16 protein-coding genes are annotated in these 18,479 nt (G+C 42.3%); 2 read left to right on the top strand and 14 right to left on the bottom strand.

What is annotated here, in order from left to right; translation table 11 throughout:
- Positions 1–21 precede the first annotated feature (21 nt).
- The 3 genes from uvrC to KE627_RS09815 form a co-directional block, all read right to left on the bottom strand.
- The gene (gene uvrC, locus KE627_RS09825) at positions 22–1,854 is read right to left on the bottom strand and encodes an excinuclease ABC subunit UvrC (RefSeq protein ID WP_013727587.1); all 1,833 of its coding nucleotides are present in this window, start codon (positions 1,852–1,854) and stop codon (positions 22–24) included.
- 327 nt (positions 1,855–2,181) lie between these two features.
- The gene (locus KE627_RS09820) at positions 2,182–2,931 is read right to left on the bottom strand and encodes an amino acid ABC transporter ATP-binding protein (RefSeq protein WP_013727586.1); all 750 of its coding nucleotides are present in this window, start codon (positions 2,929–2,931) and stop codon (positions 2,182–2,184) included.
- Entirely contained in the window at positions 2,921–4,390 is a 1,470-nt protein-coding gene (locus tag KE627_RS09815; protein ID WP_013727585.1) for an ABC transporter substrate-binding protein/permease, read from the bottom strand. The genes KE627_RS09820 and KE627_RS09815 overlap by 11 nt, the downstream gene beginning before the upstream one ends.
- A 199-nt stretch (positions 4,391–4,589) precedes the next feature.
- Between KE627_RS09815 and KE627_RS09810 the strand changes: the two genes are divergently transcribed.
- Positions 4,590–4,760 carry an SPJ_0845 family protein gene (locus KE627_RS09810; RefSeq protein ID WP_013727584.1) on the top strand — a complete coding sequence of 57 codons (171 nt, stop codon included), beginning with the start codon at positions 4,590–4,592 and terminating at the stop codon, positions 4,758–4,760.
- 396 nt (positions 4,761–5,156) lie between these two features.
- Here KE627_RS09810 and argH read toward each other — a convergent pair whose 3' ends face one another.
- The 10 genes from argH to rpsO form a co-directional block, all read right to left on the bottom strand.
- Positions 5,157–6,539, bottom strand: coding sequence for an argininosuccinate lyase (argH, locus tag KE627_RS09805; RefSeq protein WP_013727583.1), 1,383 nt, complete (start codon positions 6,537–6,539; stop codon positions 5,157–5,159).
- Positions 6,540–7,835: an argininosuccinate synthase gene (locus KE627_RS09800; RefSeq protein ID WP_056939195.1), complete on the bottom strand. Its 1,296-nt coding sequence runs from the start codon at positions 7,833–7,835 to the stop codon at positions 6,540–6,542.
- Positions 7,836–8,028: 193 nt separating this feature from the next.
- A complete protein-coding gene (locus KE627_RS09795; protein ID WP_013727581.1) occupies positions 8,029–8,340 on the bottom strand; it encodes a nucleoside triphosphate pyrophosphohydrolase family protein in 312 nt (103 codons plus the stop codon).
- Positions 8,337–8,924 carry a ribosome biogenesis GTP-binding protein YihA/YsxC gene (gene yihA / locus KE627_RS09790; RefSeq protein ID WP_013727580.1) on the bottom strand — a complete coding sequence of 196 codons (588 nt, stop codon included), beginning with the start codon at positions 8,922–8,924 and terminating at the stop codon, positions 8,337–8,339. The genes KE627_RS09795 and yihA overlap by 4 nt, the downstream gene beginning before the upstream one ends.
- A gap of 87 nt (positions 8,925–9,011) precedes the next feature.
- A complete protein-coding gene (gene clpX, locus KE627_RS09785; RefSeq protein WP_014939666.1) occupies positions 9,012–10,259 on the bottom strand; it encodes an ATP-dependent Clp protease ATP-binding subunit ClpX in 1,248 nt (415 codons plus the stop codon).
- Positions 10,260–10,413: 154 nt separating this feature from the next.
- On the bottom strand, positions 10,414–11,748 hold the full coding sequence (gene tig, locus KE627_RS09780) for a trigger factor (RefSeq protein WP_056939196.1): 1,335 nt from the start codon (positions 11,746–11,748) through the stop codon (positions 10,414–10,416).
- Between the two features lie 167 nt (positions 11,749–11,915).
- Positions 11,916–13,103 (bottom strand): elongation factor Tu, encoded by a 1,188-nt coding sequence (gene tuf, locus KE627_RS09775; protein WP_013727577.1) that lies wholly within the window; start codon positions 13,101–13,103, stop codon positions 11,916–11,918.
- A gap of 182 nt (positions 13,104–13,285) precedes the next feature.
- On the bottom strand, positions 13,286–14,215 hold the full coding sequence (locus KE627_RS09770; protein ID WP_056939197.1) for a hypothetical protein: 930 nt from the start codon (positions 14,213–14,215) through the stop codon (positions 13,286–13,288).
- Positions 14,216–14,283: 68 nt separating this feature from the next.
- Positions 14,284–15,999, bottom strand: a complete 1,716-nt coding sequence (locus KE627_RS09765; RefSeq protein ID WP_013727575.1) for a ribonuclease J — start codon at positions 15,997–15,999, stop codon at positions 14,284–14,286.
- A 165-nt stretch (positions 16,000–16,164) separates the two neighbouring features.
- Complete coding sequence (gene rpsO / locus KE627_RS09760) at positions 16,165–16,434, bottom strand: 30S ribosomal protein S15 (protein ID WP_013727574.1); 270 nt, start codon at positions 16,432–16,434, stop codon at positions 16,165–16,167.
- 245 nt (positions 16,435–16,679) lie between these two features.
- Between rpsO and rpsT the strand changes: the two genes are divergently transcribed.
- Complete coding sequence (rpsT, locus tag KE627_RS09755) at positions 16,680–16,934, top strand: 30S ribosomal protein S20 (protein ID WP_013727573.1); 255 nt, start codon at positions 16,680–16,682, stop codon at positions 16,932–16,934.
- 98 nt (positions 16,935–17,032) lie between these two features.
- On the opposite strand, the gene KE627_RS09750 is transcribed toward rpsT, so the two are convergent.
- Positions 17,033–18,304, bottom strand: coding sequence for an ISL3 family transposase (locus KE627_RS09750; protein WP_035181568.1), 1,272 nt, complete (start codon positions 18,302–18,304; stop codon positions 17,033–17,035).
- Positions 18,305–18,479 lie beyond the last annotated feature (175 nt).

Genomic DNA, 18,479 nt, shown 5'->3' with positions numbered 1-18,479 from the left:
AGAAAGCCCTTTCGAATCATTTTAATGCGTCAATTTTTTATCTTGATAATTGGTCACTTTTCGTTCTTCATCAATCTTACTCAATGAGAACTTGATTGTTTGCGCCACAGTCTCTGAAATCCCTAATTGACGCAATTCCTCAATTGGGGCATTTGAAATTTTCCTCAGCGATCCGAATTTCCGGAGAAGTTTGTTCCGTGTCTTGGGACCAACACCGGCAATCGAATCCAACCTGGAACTCAATGAGTTCTTTGTATGAACTTTATGATGATAGGTAATCGCAAATCGATGGACCTCATCTTGAATTCGCTGCAGCAGATAAAAGCCCTGACTCTTGGGATCCAACTGCAGTGGCGTGTCATTATCACCAAAAAGCAAATCGGCAGTTTGGTGATGCGTATTCTTAACCATCCCACCAACCGGAATATTCAATCCAAGTTCATTGACCAGGACATCCTTGACGGCGTTCATCTGGATGACCCCGCCATCCATTAAAATTAAGTCCGGCATCTCAGCGTGCTCTTTGAGCAGTCGGGTATACCGCCGGCGGATGACTTCTTTGGTGCTGGCGGCTTCATCTGCGTGATCGACGGTCTTTAATTTGTACTTTCGGTATAAATTCTTATTGGGCTGACCATCAACAAAGACCACCATTGCAGAGACCAGATCGGCTCCTTGAATATGAGAATGGTCAAATGCTTCAATTTTGTGCCCCGGCGCAATTCCCATTGCATCAGTGAGTTCTTTCATGGCCCCGGTCGTCTTGCTCTCATCAAGCTCTAACAGGCGGAATTTCTCCTCTAGGACCATCTGGGCATTCTTACCAGCCATCTCCAATAGATCGCGTTTCTGCCCTCTCTGGGGGGTTCTAACGGGAACATCTTCAACCACGTGACTAATCACATCTGTTGGCAGTGATTTGGGCACCAGAATCTCCTTAGGCAGAATCTGATTTTTCTGCTTATAAAATTGTGAGATAAAACTGACCATTTCTTCTTCAGGATCATCAATGATCGGAAAGAGACGTTTCTCACGTTTCATCAATCGTGATTGACGGATGAAGAAAACCTGAATCGAGAGCCAGCCTTTATCCATATAGTAATTAAAAATATCGCGAGGCGTATTATCGGTCGAAATAATTTTCTGTTTCTCAACGGTAATTTCAATGTACTTGATCAGATCTCGAATTTCTGCGGCCCGTTCATACTCCATCTTGGCAGCTGCTTTTTCCATTCTAGTCGTCAGCATCTGCTTGGCGTGAGACACATTGCCATTCAGAAACGACTTAATCCGTTTAATCTGCTTGGCGTACGTTTCTTCCGGAACCACTTTAAAGCAAGCCCCGAGGCACTGTCCCATATGATAATACAGGCAGGGCCGATTCTGAAATCCGTTGCAGCGGCGCAATGGATAGACCTTCTGCAGAAAGTTAACCGTCTCTTCAGCAGCATAGACGTTTGGATAAGGGCCAAAATAAAAACCGCCATCTTTGAGTAACGTATTGACGATTTTAATCTGAGGGTCCCGTTCATTCGTAATCTTAATGTAGGGGTACCCACCGTTTCCCTGTTTTAATTTGATGTTGAAGTATGGCCGATGCTTTTGAATCAAGGTGATTTCAAGCAGAAAAGCTTCTTTGTCACTCGAAACCACAATGTATTCGAAGTCGGCAATTTCGGAGACCAACCGGGCAGTTTTGCCTTCATGGCTGCTCTTAAAATAAGAACGAACCCGGTTCTTTAAGTTTTTGGCTTTTCCAACATAAATAATCTTGCCGTTAATGTCCTTCATCAGGTAACAGCCAGGCATGTCAGGCAGTAAAGCCAATTTATGTTCGATATATTCACTCGCCAAAAAACTCACTCCTTTCATAATATTCATCTAAAAATTATACATCGAATATATGTTTGGTTCAACCGATGTGTCCCAGAGAGTGTCTGACTTAGAGGGATCAAACCATTCTTTCATCCAACCAACATTCGCGGGATTTTCATAACCATCTGGTATCAATAGATTTTACAAGATTCGACAATGAATTTCATCTATCTGCCTCTTTTTACTTTGAACCAGGGATTGGACCTGATGTTTCTGCCAGGGCAATTTAAACAAGCAAAAAGATCGGCGACAATGAACCACATCTAGGTTCATCTCACCGATCTTTCTAATAGTTAAAAGCCTGCGTCATACATTTTGAATAATCTTTCCGATAAAGTCTTTGGCCCGCTCATTTTGCGGATTGTCAAACAACTCCTCGGGTTTATTTCGTTCCAAAATGTAGCCGTCGGCCATAAACCAAACCTCGTCGGCAACCTCTTTGGCAAATCCCATTTCGTGGGTCACAACAACCATCGTCATCCCTTCTTTCGCCAACTCGTTCATGACTTCAAGAACTTCACCGACCATTTCGGGATCCAAGGCACTGGTTGGTTCATCAAACAACATCACTTCCGGATTCATCGCCAATGCCCGGGCAATTGCCACCCGTTGTTGCTGACCGCCTGAAAGACTGCTTGGATAGGCGTCGGCCTTTTCAGCTAATCCGACCCGATCCAAGAGGTGCATGGCGATCTTTTGGGCTTCATCATCCTTCATGTGTTTAACCCGAATTGGTGCCAACTTCAGATTCTCAATCACCGTCATATTGGGGAATAAATTGAAGCTTTGAAATACCATTCCCATTCGCTCACGCAAGTTGATCAACTGTTTTTCATCAACATGAGTCAGATCGGTTCCTTCAAACTTCACTTCACCGGAGGTCGGTTTTTCCAATAAATTCAGGCAACGTAAAAAGGTACTTTTACCCGCACCGGATGGACCGATTACGCAGATAACTTCGCCGGATTTGACGGTCCCATTGATGTCTTTAAGAATTTCATTGTCACCAAATTTTTTATTTAAATGATTTACTTCAAGAATTTTCTTATCCTGCATGTTTCATCTTCCCTTCAAAATGGTTCAAGACTCTGGTCAATGCAAACGTCATGATGAAGTACAGCAGCATGGCGACGAAAATCGGCATGACACCACGATACGTATCCGCACGAACGATGTTTAATTGATAGATCAAATCGGTCACCCCAATAATCGAAACAATGGAGCTTTCCTTGATCAGGGAAATAAATTCATTCCCCAAAGCCGGCCAAATGTTCTTAAAGGCTTGCGGTAAAATAACAAAACGCATCAGGTCACCCTTTGACAAGCCCAAGCTGGCAGCGGCCTCGGTCTGGCCCTTGGCAACCGAATTGATCCCGCCACGGATAATTTCAGCAACGTAAGCGCCACTATTCAGTGATACGGCAATCATCCCTGAAATCAAAGCTGGAATATTGACGACAACCCCAATTCCAAAGTAAACGAATAAAACTTGAACCATTAATGGCGTGCCTCGAATAAATTCGGTGTAACTAATTGCCAGACCCCGAAGCCATTTCTGTTTGGAAAAACGCATCAGTGCCAGGATAACGCCAATCAGGACCCCAAAGAACGTCGAAACAATCGAGATCAGGATTGTGTACTCAACCCCTTTGGCAAAATACTTCCAATAATGGAACATGGAGGTATTTACTGTATTAACCTTCATATACTTGCCGGCGTCAGCCAGGTACTGTTCGGTGAGGTTCTGTTTTTTAATCTGGTCAATACTCTTATTGACGGCGGCAACTAAACTCCCGGACCCTTTTTTAAAGGCAATCGCAGCGCCAATTTCATTTTTGTTCAAATGATACCCGGATGAAATCATTTTTAGGCTGGGATCATTTTTCACATAAGCTTCGGCACTGGGCTTTTCAATTCCCAAAGCATCAATCTTATGAGTTTTGAGGGCCAGTACCAAGTCGGTTGACTTGTCCATCCCTTTAACGGTGGAATTGGGAATTTTTTTCTTGGCCAGACCATACTGCAAAGTACCGGTCTGGGCACCAATTGTTGCACCCCTCAAATTTTTGGCGCTCTTGTATTTGTTGACATCGCTTGAATTAATCAAGAAACTTTGGCCGCCTGAATAATAGATCTTTGAAAAATCAACACTTTGACGACGAGCTGCAGTTGGGTTAATACCCCCAATTGCCATATCTGCCTTGCCGGTTTGAATCGCCACCAACAATGAATCGAAGTTCATGCTCTTAATCACCAGTTTGACGTGGAGATCTTTGGCCACCTTTTTGGCAACGTCGATATCCATCCCAACGATTTTATCCTTGCCATTTTTATTCACCTGAAATTCGTATGGTGGATAATCGGGACTGGTAACCATAATCAGTTCCCCACGCTGCTTAACTCGTTGCAGTGACGTGTCCGCAGCGGAGGCAGGATTTGAAAATACTGTGGTTAAAGTAAATACAGCGGCAATCATAATCAATGTCTGAATAATTGCTTTAAGACTCTTCTTCATCAAGTTTCCCTCTTCCAAATTTATAATAACCAATACATTACACCCAAAATATATTTTATGCAAGAAAAATCTTAATTAAGTCGTATTTATACATAATTAATACATTTATGCATCAAAAAGTGAGTAATGGCCAACAAATGTGACTTTTGCGGTCAGATTTGCTATAGTTATGACGAAAAGGGTAAGGAGATGAATCTCAATGGCATTAAAGGTCAATCGCCAAAACGACATGGATGCGATGTTCGGCAAGTTTGCCGAAATGGATCCGGAAGATAAAAAGCGTGATAAGTTCTTAAAACACGATAAAAAAGATAAAGATAAAAAACGCAAGAATGAAGAAAAACCGGAAAAGAAGAAGAGATGGTTCTAGTCAGAGTGTGACTAGCAACGGTTGGGGCGGTTTCTAAGGGCACTTTGATTTAAATCCCTGGTTTTGGGATTTGAATTGAAGTGTCCTTAGAAGTTAGCCCCAGTTGCGTCGGAACACGTTTCGATCAGAGTGTGACGAGGGCCGGGAGATGCGGTTTCTAAAGGCGCTTTGATTTAAATCCCTGGTTTTGGGATTTGAATTGAAGTGCCTTTAGAAGTTAGCATCTGACCCGTCGGAACACATTTTAATCAGAGTGTAACGAACAACTGCTTAAGGATCCACCAACAGCATTCTCACCACTCAATCCAATATATACACAATGAAAAACGAGGCGCCGCTGATTCAGCGGTGCCTCGTTTTATTTTTGTCAGAAAATATATATCATTTACACAATAACTATTCGCCAAGTTCCTTCTTGGCATTTTTGATCTGTAGCCGCACTTGGTCAAATCCGGTGCCGCCATATGAATGACGACGTTCAACTGCCACCTCTGATTTAAGGTCGTGATAGACGTCCTCTTGGATTTTAGGTGAAGCTGCCTGTAGTTCCTCTAAGGACATGTCTTGGAGGTTCTGGTGGGTCTCAATGCCCTTTAAAACCAGTTTACCAACGATCCCGTGGGCTTCACGGAAGGGGATCCCCTTGGCAGCCAAATAATCAGCCAGTTCTGTGGCATTGGAAAAGTCATTCTCAGTGGCCTGCTTCATCCGCTCAACGTTGGGTTTGGCGGTTTTTAGCATCCCGTTAAACACTTTTAAGGAAGGCAATAAGGTTTTGACCGTATCAAAAGTCCCCTCCTTGTCCTCTTGAAGATCCTTATTATAGGCCAAGGGTAAAGACTTCATCGTAGACAACAAGCCAATTAAGTGGCCGTATACCCGACCAGATTTACCACGGATTAACTCAGCCATGTCCGGATTCTTTTTTTGGGGCATAATCGAGCTGCCAGTCGTATAAGCATCGCTTAATTCCAGATACTTAAACTCGTGGCTGACCCACATGCTGATTTCTTCACAGAAACGAGACAGATGCATCATTAAAATTGAACTGTTGCTTAAAAACTCCAAAGCAAAATCACGGTCGGAAACAGCATCCAGGGAATTTGGATAAATTTGACCGAAATCCAACTCTTTGGCAGTGTATTCCCGATCAATGGGAAAAGTCGTCCCAGCAAGCGCGGCAGCGCCCAAAGGCATGATGTCCGTATGCTTCATATTGAAAGCAAACCGTTCCTTGTCACGTTTGAGCATCTGATAATAGGCCATCAGATAGTGACCATATGAAATCGGTTGGGCGTGTTGCAAATGGGTATAGCCTGGCATAATGGTCTCAACATTTTTTTCAGCCATCTCAACCAACGTTTTCTGCAACGTCGTGATTTCATCGATGACTTGTGGCAAGCGATTCTTCAAGTATAAATGAAAGTCGGTTGCAACCTGATCGTTTCGTGAACGGGCAGTATGCAGCTTGCCGGCAACGGATCCGATTCGCTCGGTTAATAAAGCTTCGATATTCATGTGAATGTCTTCGTTTTCAACGGTAAAATGCAATTTACCTGCATGAAGGTCCTCTCGGAGTCCGTTGAGGCCGGCGACAATCTGGTCGACATCAGCCGTTGGCAAAATTTTAGTGTGCCCAAGCATTTTGACATGGGCAAGTGAGCCCTCAATATCTTCATCGGCCATTAACTGGTCAAACGAAATTGAGGCCCCAAATTGATCAACCCATTGCGCTGCTTGTTCTTGAAATCGACCACCCCATAGTTTCTTAGTACTCATTTATTTCTTAGCTCCTGTATGTGCAGAATTGTGTTCATGAACCGTCACTTTGTCCTTTAACTGAGACTTGGTAACTGCTTGAACGAACTGTGCGTTCTTATTTTTCAGGGCAACTTGTTGATAAACCTGGGTTGGCAGTCCCCAAAGCTTGATGAAGCCCTTGGCAGCTTCTTGGTCAAATGAATCAGAAGAAGTGTAAGTTGCCAGATCCTTGTCGTAAAGTGAAGAATCTGATTTGCGACCAAGAACCATCACGTTACCTTTAAACAGTTGCAATTTAATGACGCCGTTAACGACCTCTTGTGATTTATCAATGAATGCTTGAATTGAATCCATCAGTGGTGAGAACCACAGTGCATTATAAACAAGTTCACTCAGTTGTTTTTCAATAGTTGGCTTGAAATGGGCCAAGTCACGTTCAAATGTTAAGTCTTCCAGCTCTTTATGGGCTTTTAACAGCACCGTTGCAGCCGGGGCTTCATACACTTCTCGAGATTTGATTCCGACTAGACGGTTTTCAATATGGTCAATTCGGCCAACTCCATTTTCACCGGCAGTTTCATTGAGTTCTTGGATAATGTCAGCAAATTTCATTTTCTTGCCGTTTAATTCAGTTGGAATTCCCTTTTCAAAAGTAATTTCAACTTCAGTGGGGGTATCTGGCGTATTTTCAATTGGATTGGTAATTGCAAATGCATCTTCAGGGGCACTTTGCCATGGATCTTCCAAAATACCGGCTTCGTTTGCACGGCCCCAAATATTGGCATCAATTGAGTATGGTGAGTCCAAATCAATTGGAATTGGAATATTGTGATCCTTTGCGTATTCAATCTCTTGCTCACGTGACCAGTGCCAATCACGAACTGGGCTCAACACTTCAAGCTGAGGATTGAGGCCGTGGATGGCCACTTCAAAACGAACTTGATCGTTTCCTTTGCCGGTACAACCATGGGCAACGGCAACGGCATGCTCTTGATGGGCAATTTGAACCAACGTCTTAGAAATCAAAGGACGTGACAAAGCTGAAATCAACGGGTATGACCCTTCATACATCGCGTTGGCCTTCAGAGCCACAGCAGCATAGTTGTCGGCAAATTCATCCAGGGCATCGATGACGTAAGCCTTAACAGCACCAACGTTCAGTGCCTTTTGCTTGATGAAATCGAGATCTTTTCCTTCACCAACGTTAATGCAGCAAGCGACGACATCGTAACCTTTGTCTTTCAACCAGGCAATTGCAACGGAGGTATCAAGGCCACCGGAGTAAGCTAAAATGACTTTATTATTTTCTGACATATATATTCCCTCTTATCTTCTGAAAAATTCAATGTATTGAGATTAACACCAATATTCATTTAATGCAACTGTTTTTATGTTTTATTCATTATTTGTGAAAATATTATGTCGAATATGCAAATAAGAGGTCATTTTGCCAGAAATTGCTGCAAAAAAAGCAGCCATCTCAAAATGACTGCTTCTAAATTGATCCTTAAATATTCACTTGATTAACGCCACCTGATTGCTCAGGATAACGTTTTTCGAGCCGTTTGATGTTGTCGGTAGCGACCTCATCAAATGGAATGTCGGCCCACTCTGAGATTTGGGACAGGTACCACAAGACGTCCCCCATCTCCTTAACCAATTCATCATGATCGAGCCTCTTGCTTTGAAAAGTATATTTCCGAATTAAGTCAGCAACTTCACCGGATTCTCCGGTGAGTCCCAGTGCACAGTTAGTTAAAACCTGCTCGTTACCCATCAGTGTCCGATTGGCTGCCTTTTGATAGTCATCAAAATTCATCGTTTCATTCTCCCCTCAATCCAACGCCAAATCTCGTTTTTACCCGTTTTTGTCAAAGCGGAGAACAAAATGAGTGGTTCATAGGCATCCAACTGCAGTGTCTTTTTGATCAATGATTCCTGCTTGTTCCATTTCCCGCTGGAGATTTTATCCATTTTGGTCGCAACCGTTAACATTGGAATATTGTAATACTTCAACCAATTATGCATCGAAACATCGTCGTCAGTTGGCGCATGGCGACCATCAACCAGGGTAATGACCCCCCGCAGCTGTTCACGTTTGGTTAAATAGGTTTCAATCATGCGGCCCCATTTTTCCCGACTGGCTTTGGATGCCTTTGCATAACCGTATCCAGGGACATCCACAAAGTACAGCTTATCTTCGATGTTGTAGAAATTCAGGGTTTGAGTTTTCCCCGGCTGACTGGACGTCCGAGCAAATTTGTTGCGATTGATCAACACATTGGTCAGGGAAGATTTACCAACATTTGACCGACCTACCAATGCTATTTCTGGAAATTGTGTATTTGGATATTGTTTTTCTGCGACAGCACTAATCGTAAGGTCGACGTTGTGAACTTCCATGAAACCACTCCTTCAATGAATAAAATGTGTGAATAAAAAAGAAATCTGACAGTAAGCTATCTAAAGTCTACATCAGATTTCTAGGAATTACGATGCTTGTTTTAAGATTAATTCCGGTTCCTTATGATCCGTCACAGTCTCTGGGGTAATGATGACCTTGGAGACATCGTTTCGACTCGGCAGGTCAAACATAATGTCACGCATGACGCCTTCGATGATTGAGCGAAGGCCACGAGCGCCAGTATCACGGGCAATTGCGAGTTGAGCCATCTTCTCCAATGCGCCAGGCGCAAATTCCAGTTCGGCACCATCAAGTTCAATTAACTTCTTGTATTGTTTAACCAAAGCGTTCTTAGGCTCAGTTAAAATGCGAACCAGATCGTGTTCATCAAGCTTATCCAATGCGGTCAAAATCGGTAGACGACCAATGAATTCGGGAATCAAGCCAAACTTCAATAAGTCTTCTGGAATAACCGACTGCATGATGTTTTTGGCATCGACCTTAGCAGCTTCATCTGAGTTGGTACCGAAACCAATTGTCTTATCGCCAAGGCGACTCTTGACAATTCCTTCAATCCCATCAAAGGCGCCACCAACGATAAACAAGATGTTCGTCGTATCAATTTGAATAAATTCTTGTTGTGGATGCTTACGACCACCCTGAGGCGGCACGTTGGCAATTGTTCCTTCAAGAATCTTCAATAAGGCTTGTTGAACACCCTCACCGGATACGTCACGGGTAATTGAAACATTTTCAGATTTTTTGGCAATCTTATCAATTTCATCAATGTAGATAATCCCATGCTCTGCTCGTTCAACGTCATAATCAGCGTTCTGCAGCAGTTTCAGCAGGATATTTTCAACATCTTCACCAACATACCCAGCTTCAGTCAACGTTGTTGCGTCGGCAATGGCAAATGGGACATTCAAAATTTTAGCCATTGTCTGAGCCAGGTAAGTCTTACCTGAGCCAGTCGGGCCGATGATACAAATGTTACTCTTTTGAAGCTCCAAATCATCATCAGGTTCGCTAATCATTTCGTTAACCCGTTTGTAGTGGTTATATACGGCAACGGAAAGTGTCCGCTTGGCATTTTCTTGACCAATCACAAATTCATTTAACTTGTCCAGAATTTGAGCTGGCGTCAAAACTTTGAGTAAATCGTCTGATGATTTTTCAGGTGCCAATTCTTCATCGATGATTTCTTTACATAAATCGATACATTCATTACAAATATAAACGCCAGGACCAGCGACGATCTTTTTCACTTGATCCTGTGTTTTCCCACAAAACGAGCAAGTAATAGGCCCGCTTGATTCATTATCTTCAAACAAATTATTCACTCCTCCATCCGAGATGGACTTTAAATACAATTAGTAGTAATCAACTAAGAGTAACTTTACCATATCACATACAAATTGCAATTAATCGGCTTTATCCTTAAAAAAAGACCCGTCAAAATAACGGGTCTTTTAATTAAGCAAAAAGCTATTTTTCTGAGCTGGCTTCAGTTGAATCCTTTTCAGTTGATTTTGCTTTGGCGTCTTGCTTTGATGAATCAACAATCATATCAATTGCTTGCTTGATTGCAATATCATGTTTCAACATGTCTTCAGTCAAGGCACTGCGAACAGCGTCTTCCTTCATGCCATATTGTTTGGCAAGGTTCTTCACCTCAGCCTTAACATCATCTTCTGATGGCTCAATCTTCTCTTTGGCAACAATTGCTTCAAGAACCAAGTTAGTCTTAACCCGCTTCTCAGCACCGTCAGCAAATTGCTTCTTAAGGTCTTCAGGCTTAGTTCCAGTTAACTGGAAGTACATGTCCTGGTTGATCCCTTGTTGTTGCATGCCAGCAAGATATTGATCCATTTGACGTTGAATATCTTCGTCAATCATAGCTTGCGGGATGTCTTTAACTTCTGCATTATCAGTTGCTTCACTGATTGCAGCGTCTTCGATGGCATCACGAGCTTCAGACTTCTTTTGTGACTTGAGGTCTTCTTTGATCTTTTCCTTCAATTCATCAAGACTGTCAACATCTTCGTCAACATCCTTGGCAAAGTCATTGTCTAATTTAGGCAATTCTTTTGTCTTAACTTCATGAATCTTGGTTTTAAAGATGGCTTCCTTATTTGCTAAATCTTTAGCTTGGTAATCTTTAGGGAAGGTAACCTTTACTTCAACTTCATCGCCGGCTTTGTGACCAATTAACTGATCTTCAAAGCCTGGGATAAATGAGTTTGAGCCCAGTTCAAGAGAATGGTTTTCAGCACTGCCACCTTCAAATGGCTTGCCGTCAATGCTTCCTTCGAAGTCGATAACAACAGTATCGCCCTTCTCAGCAGCCTTGTCTTCTTTAAGAACCAATTCAGCTTGGCTTTCACGCTTCTTTTCCAATTCAGCGTCAACGTCTTTTTGATAGACACGGGTATTTTGTTTAGGCACACTCAAGCCTTTGTAATCGCCAAGCTTAACTTCTGGATTAACGGTAACGTTAGCTTTAATAACCCAAGGCTTGCCCTTTTCCATTGACTCAACGTTAATCTTAGGTTGGTCAACTGGTTCGATCTTAGCGTCTTGAACGGCTTTTTCATATTCGTCAGGCAAGAGAATGTTGAGGGCATCTTCGTACAATGCTTCTTCACCATACATCTTAGTGAAAATCTGACGTGGAACCTTTCCTTTACGGAAGCCGGGTACCCGAATGCTGTTCTTATTCTTTTTAAATGCACGATCTAATCCTGATTTGATTGAATCTGTACCAATTTCGAATGTTAATTCGCCATCATTGGTACCTTTCTTTTCCCATTTTGCAGACATCTTTTTTCCTCCGAGACCAAAAGAATTTTTTACAATTTCATAATTGCATAACATTGTTATTTTAACGTATTAATCATAAAATGTAAAATTAATTTCAAACGAACTAAAAACATAAAAAAAGCTGCGAGGAATTATCCTCACAGCTTAAGTGTGTCTAATGATAAAAACTAGTCGTTAACATCACTAACAACACCGGCACCAACAGTATGGCCACCTTCACGGATGGTAAACTTAGTACCTTTTTCAATGGCAACTGGCTTAGTTAATTCAACTTGGAATGTAACGTTATCACCAGGCATAACCATTTCTACGCCCTTTTCCAATTCGATAACACCGGTAACATCGGTGGTATGGAAGTAGAATTGTGGACGATAGTTTGAGAAGAATGGCGTATGACGGCCACCTTCTTCTTTAGTCAAGATATAAACTTGGCCTTCGAATTTCTTGTGGGTCTGGATTGAACCAGGAGCAGCAAGAACTTGTCCACGGACAACTTGATCACGGTCGATACCACGAAGAAGAACACCAACGTTATCTCCGGCTTGACCTTCATCAAGAGTCTTACGGAACATTTCCAAACCAGTAACAGTTGACTTCAATGGTTCGTCGTTCAAACCAACGATTTCAACTTCGTCACCGACTTTAACAGTACCACGATCGATACGGCCAGATGCAACAGTACCACGACCAGTGATAGTGAAGACATCTTCAACTGGCATCAAGAATGGTTTGCTGTCATCACGTTCTGGAGTTGGAATGTATTCATCAACAACATCCATTAAGTCAAGGATAACTTGTTCTTGTTCCTTGTCGCCCTCAAGTGCTTTAAGAGCTGAACCACGGAGAACAGGAATATCATCACCAGGATAATCGTATTCAGAAAGTAATTCACGAACTTCCATCTCAACCAAGTCAACTAATTCGTCATCATCAACTAAATCAGTCTTGTTTAAGAATACAACGATGTAATCAACACCAACTTGGTGAGCAAGCAAGATATGTTCACGAGTTTGTGGCATTGGGCCATCAGTTGCGGCAACAACCAAAATAGCACCATCCATTTGAGCGGCACCAGTGATCATGTTCTTAATGTAATCAGCATGTCCTGGGGCATCGATATGGGCATAGTGACGCTTTTCAGTTTCGTATTCCACGTGAGCAGTGTTGATAGTTATACCACGTTCACGTTCCTCTGGAGCTGCATCGATATCAGCATAGTCTTCAGCCTTAGCGAGACCCTTTGCAGCCAATACCTTAGTGATTGCAGCAGTCAAAGTAGTTTTCCCATGATCAATATGGCCAATAGTACCAATATTTACATGGGGTTTTGTTCTTTCATAATGTTCTTTTGCCATTAATGAAACCTCCTGTTGTTTTCAAGAATTACATCAATTTCGCATCAATGCATTTCTAAGTGTTATTATACTACATCTTCTGGAAAAGACAAAGTAGTCAATTTTCGAAGAATCCTTAAGTATTATATCGATACTGGTAATGTTTGTAAACAGATTCCCTTTATTTTCCGAAAATAATTCAGTTATATGAGACCAATTTTAATTTCCTGATCATGAATCTGGTTGATCCAAGATAACATTCTTTGCTGCTGTTGTGTCTTGGCGGGCAACGGCTCACCAAACGATTGGGCAATAATTGCCTGTGCCCAGAAGTTGGGTTCAGTCATCACATCATCAAAATAGGGGTAAATATAATTACTCTGAGTGAATAATTCTCTTTCCAGCAAATCCAATTTGATTGGGTCCTTATCAGCAAATTGTTGCTCAACAATTTGAAGAACACGCACAAAAGCATCGATTTTCTCCAATGGTTTTAATTCGTCCAAACTTATCGTATGGGTCTTTCCATCCAACCAGATCAAATCAACGTTTTCAGAAACTTGAGCTTTCATTAATTGTAACAAGACCTGCGTTTTCGAAACCTGCCACCCAAACGGATCATTCAGTAATGTCTTGGCGGCCGACAAATATTCATTTAGTGGCAGATGAAGCGCTGCTTGAACCTCATGAACCTGCTCAGTGACGGAAAGTGCCCCAAGATAGGCAAATTTACGTGACTTCGCCGCCAGCTCGGTTGAATGCTGTTGACGATAATCGTTTTCAGCAGTCACGATTCTTTGCTTCCACTCCCCCTTCTTTGAAGTCGATACCTGGGCAAGCACCTCTCGGGCAGACATGAACAGATTGTTGGCCAAAAGGATCTCCATCGCATGGCCTTGATACCTTGGTTGAGCGATGAAACTCCCGGCAAAATCGGCCACAACTTGTCCGGCATCGGCATATCTTTTCAAATGGTACAACGCATTTGCATACAAATCGTTCAATTCCACGGATTGCGGATATTTTCCCAACAAATGCTCTGCCTTATTTACGACCTGATTATAACGGCCATCCCGCAAATCCTCTTGAGCACTCAACAGGATGACGCGATCGTTTTTTATCATCTCAGTCATCTTTTCCTCCATACCGTGTAGAGATAGAAAACGAGCAATTCAAAAGAATGAATTACTCGCTCAGTTGGCTAATTTTTTTCAGCTGCTTTTTGCTTTTTCTTTGAACGTTTATGGTGTTGGTTAACTTCCATAATAACTGGTAAAATAACCGGTCGCCGCTTGGTTTGTTTATACAGGTAATCACTCAGATCCTCGCGAACGTCCTGCTTAAGGTTACTCCAATCGAACTCTTTGTGTTCAAGGTTGTTGGTAACCGTCTTTTCGATAATCCCGGCGGCGTCCTTCATCAAGTCTTTGTTGGCTTTGACGTAAACAAATCCTCTGGATGTCAATTTGGGAGTGGACACAATCCGCTTCTTTTTGCGGTCAATCGTCACAACTGCTACAAAAATGCCATCTTCCGAGAGTACCTTTCGATCGCGAAGGACAATGTTGCCAATATCACCAATACCGATACCGTCAATCATGGTATCCGCAAGGTCAACTCCCTTGCCCAAATGAATGTCATCTTCTGAAATCGAGATCACATCACCCTTGGCAGGAATAACGATTTGATCATCAGTATAGCCGATTTCTTTGGCCAGTTGAGCATTGGCTTCCAGTAATCGGTATTCCCCTTGGACTGGGATAATATACTTAGGATGTAATAAATTCATCAGCAACTGTAAATCAGCTTGACTGGCATCCCCCGATGAATTCATCTCATCAGAAATCATCTTGACTTCGCCATCGGCACGGTAAACCATGTCACGCGTCTTGGCAACCGTTGTTTCCATGGCAGTTGACGGGGTTGTCGTGATAAAGACCAGATCGCCAGGCTCAATATTAATATCACTTTGTTCTTTATTCGCCATCCGCTGAATCGCTTTGATTGGTTCGCCCATTTTGCCGGTTTGAATGATGACAACTTTATCAGGGGCCATTTTTTTAAGCTCGTCCAGTGAGCTAATCAACAAATCGTCTTCTGGCAGTTTAAGTGTATTCAATCCCATGGCAGTCTTGACAATCCGTTCCAGGTCATGGCCGGTTAAATAGACTCTGCGACCGGTTCTGGCGGCGGCATTGAAGACCTGCTGCATTCTTAAAATGTTTGAGGCGACACCGGCGACAATAATCCGGCTGTTTTGATAATTGAAGGTATCATAAATATATTCTGCGATCTTCTTTTCAGAGGCACTGGGATTTGGGTTCTCAGCATTGCTTGAATCATCAAGTAATGCCAAAACACCCTCATCACCAAGCTGGGTCAACGCTGAATAATTTGTTTGATAGATTGGCGCCGCTGTTTGGTCAAATTTAAAGTCACCGGTATAAACGATGATTCCATTTGATGTATGCAACGCAATCCCGAGTGAACCGGGAATCGAGTGTGTCGTCTTGAAGAAAGTAACCTTAATGTCTTCAAAATCAATTTCACTGCGATCACTGACAACGTGAAAGTCATCGAAGTGCTTAACTTCTTCAGAGTCGGAGACGTTAATTTTAGCGAGTTCAATTGTCATTTCAGATCCGAAGACGGGAACATCGAATTTGCTCAGGAAATAAGAAATTGCGCCAATCGAATCTGCATGGCCATGTGTTAAGAAAACACCGACAATGCGATCTTTATTCTCTTCAAGCCAGCTAAAATCGGGAATAACAACGTCAATTCCCAACAATTCATTTTCCGGGTATTTTAGACCACAGTCCAAAATATAAATACCGCCATTGATATCGACCGCGTACATGTTTTTGCCATTTTCGCGGGCCCCACCAATCGCCATTACTTTGATTTCGTTTTTCATGATTCACCTCAAAAATTAATATGTTCTTTTTTACGTTCGTTTTCAGCTTCTTTTAGTTTAACATATTTTTTGTTGAAACCGAATTTTTCAAAAAACATTGTGCTTTCTTAAAATAATTATGTATAAAAAAAGAACGGATATTATCCGCTCTCCTTGATGTTAATATTAACGACGAAGACCAAGATCCTTGATCAATTGACGATAACGGGTAACATCCTTGTTACGCAAGTATGCCAACAGGTTACGACGATGACCAATCTTCTTCATGAGTCCACGTTGTGAATGGTAATCTTTACGATGAGTACGCATATGATCGTTCAGTTCGTTGATATCTGCGGTTAAGACAGCGATTTGAACCTCTGCTGAACCGGTATCGCCTTCGTGACGAGCAAATTTGTTGATAATTTCGTTCTTCTTAGTCTGTGTAATTGCCATAATGTATAACCACCTTTTTATTTTTTGACGCCAACAACTGAGTATGCGGAAGTGGTACCCGACAAACTAAGTTGAAGGTCTTGTACAACACACAAAAAATAGTATAACGGATTTCTCTGACAAATACAAGCTTACCGCCGATATTCATTGACAGTTTGGCTTGCAATCAGTCGTTGGTTTTTGTATAATGATGCTTGTTGAAATTTAATAATTTTTACTTAGAATAATACTCGGAGGTGAGTCAAATGCCAATTATCAAATCTGCTATCGAACGTGTTAAAACTAACGAAAAAGCACAACGTCGCAACGCTGCACAATTAAGTGCATACCGCACTGCCGTTAAGAAGTTCCAAAAGGCACAAGTTGCCGGTTCTGACGACGTTAAAGATTTATACATTAACGCAATCAGCGCAATTGATCGCGCAAAATCAAAGGGCTTAATTAAAGCTAACAAGGCTGCTCGTGACAAGTCACGTTTAACTTCAAAGTTAGCAAAATAATTCTTTCCTAGTTGTTAGTCAGACTAACAACTTTTTTTGTCCCACAAAAATAGGTTCTTCGTCAACTGTTGTTGGTGAACAAAATATTGGAGTTCTAATCACTTGGTGATTAGAGCTCTTTTTGTATGAACTCGAAAAGCGAACAGCACTCTTAGCCGGAATCTGAAGAAGTTTCGGTAACCAAATCCAGTGCGTTTAATGACTTTAATCTTGTTGTTTGAACCTTCTAAGGGCCCGTTGGTGTAATGGTGAGTAAAGGTATTGCCAATTTCATCATGATGAGTCGCTAGGGTCTGGAGGGTTGCCAACATCTCTTCCGAGCAGCCCTCTAAGTGATGGAATACTTGATTATAGTTGGGCCAATCACGGTTTTTGATGGTTTCACGTAACCGATTCATCACGTTGTAAGTTTGCTTGAGCTCGGGATCAATGTCCAATAAAGCATCAACCACATCAGTGGCAGTCGCTGGATAAGGGAAGTTTGTCCACTTACGGAAAGCTTCGTAGTTGAGGTGATTTTCCGGCGTTAATAATAGTTTCCAATAGCGTTTTAGGGCGTGATACTCGCGTGAGGAAGTCGCCAGGGTTTTCATGAGGCGCACCCGCGTCTTATTAAAAGCTCGATTTAAAGCGTTAACCAAGTGGAACGGATCGATGACAACGATGGCGTTCGGAAAGATCTGCCCCACCAATTTGGGATAGGTATAGTTCATATCGGTGACGATAATTTTCACATTTTCTCGCGCAGCCTGGTCGTAATGCTGGAAATACTTTTGAAGCTGATAGATGGTCCTAAAGGGTAACAGGTCGATCAATTCGTGGGTTTCCGCATCCATAAATTCAAAGCTCATCGCGTCGGTGGCGCTCTTAGTGCTTTTAACTTCGTCCATGAGGAGAACTTTTGGTAAATAGTGCCAGTTGGTTTGAAAGTCCCGTTCAGCGCGCAAGAGCTGCCGACCAACGAATGAATCCGAAGTGGATAACTCATCGGCAATGTGTTTGAGCGAAACCGGTTCGGTCAGTTTTTCTAAGCATTGTTTGCGGGTCGTATTTGAAATCGTGCAGTGTTTCGGCACCGCATTCGTCTGCGCCAGGAAATTGGTATGACAAGCCTTACAGTGAAAGTTTCGCCGATTGAGACACAGGATAACGGTGCTGCCCAATGTTTTTGCGAATCTAATGGTGGTCTTCCGCCAACCATAGCCAATAATTTGGTGATCATTGATAATCCCACAATTGCGGCATGCCTTGGGGGTGTAGTTTAGGGACCCCACCAATCGAATCACTCCATCATCACCCACTTGTCCTTCCTCAATTATTAAGTGTTCATCATCTATTCCTAACAACATTTTCGTAGTATCATTTGACATAGGGCATTTCCTTTCTTGACTTAATTCTGTGGTGGGAGCAAGTTAACGGACGGGAGATGTCCGCTTTTTTATTCTAATGATAAACAAAAAATCTGTCATCAGTAATAGATAAAAATCTATTACCAACAACAGATATTGTAGAACCCAAAAATAGGAGTAAGCAAGGTCGACCGAC

The sequence above is a fragment of the Lentilactobacillus buchneri genome (assembly GCF_018314255.1).
GTDB classification, from domain to species: Bacteria; Bacillota; Bacilli; order Lactobacillales; family Lactobacillaceae; genus Lentilactobacillus; species Lentilactobacillus buchneri.
Note: the sequence above shows the minus strand (reverse complement) of the source record. Positions and strands in the feature narration are given on the sequence as shown.

Excerpts from the sequence above, each read along its gene's own strand:
- tuf (WP_013727577.1), bottom strand. The coding sequence starts at position 13,103 with ATGGCAAAAGAACATTATGAAAGAACAAAACCCCATGTAAATATTGGT.
- KE627_RS09810 (WP_013727584.1), top strand. The coding sequence starts at position 4,590 with ATGGCATTAAAGGTCAATCGCCAAAACGACATGGATGCGATGTTCGGC.
- yihA (WP_013727580.1), bottom strand. The coding sequence starts at position 8,924 with ATGGAAGTTCACAACGTCGACCTTACGATTAGTGCTGTCGCAGAAAAA.
- KE627_RS09770 (WP_056939197.1), bottom strand. The coding sequence starts at position 14,215 with ATGACTGAGATGATAAAAAACGATCGCGTCATCCTGTTGAGTGCTCAA.
- KE627_RS09795 (WP_013727581.1), bottom strand. The coding sequence starts at position 8,340 with ATGAATTTTGATGACTATCAAAAGGCAGCCAATCGGACACTGATGGGT.
- argH (WP_013727583.1), bottom strand. The coding sequence starts at position 6,539 with ATGAGTACTAAGAAACTATGGGGTGGTCGATTTCAAGAACAAGCAGCG.
- KE627_RS09820 (WP_013727586.1), bottom strand. The coding sequence starts at position 2,931 with ATGCAGGATAAGAAAATTCTTGAAGTAAATCATTTAAATAAAAAATTT.
- rpsO (WP_013727574.1), bottom strand. The coding sequence starts at position 16,434 with ATGGCAATTACACAGACTAAGAAGAACGAAATTATCAACAAATTTGCT.
- tig (WP_056939196.1), bottom strand. The coding sequence starts at position 11,748 with ATGTCTGCAAAATGGGAAAAGAAAGGTACCAATGATGGCGAATTAACA.
- KE627_RS09765 (WP_013727575.1), bottom strand. The coding sequence starts at position 15,999 with ATGAAAAACGAAATCAAAGTAATGGCGATTGGTGGGGCCCGCGAAAAT.
- KE627_RS09800 (WP_056939195.1), bottom strand. The coding sequence starts at position 7,835 with ATGTCAGAAAATAATAAAGTCATTTTAGCTTACTCCGGTGGCCTTGAT.
- rpsT (WP_013727573.1), top strand. The coding sequence starts at position 16,680 with ATGCCAATTATCAAATCTGCTATCGAACGTGTTAAAACTAACGAAAAA.
- KE627_RS09815 (WP_013727585.1), bottom strand. The coding sequence starts at position 4,390 with ATGAAGAAGAGTCTTAAAGCAATTATTCAGACATTGATTATGATTGCC.
- KE627_RS09750 (WP_035181568.1), bottom strand. The coding sequence starts at position 18,304 with ATGTCAAATGATACTACGAAAATGTTGTTAGGAATAGATGATGAACAC.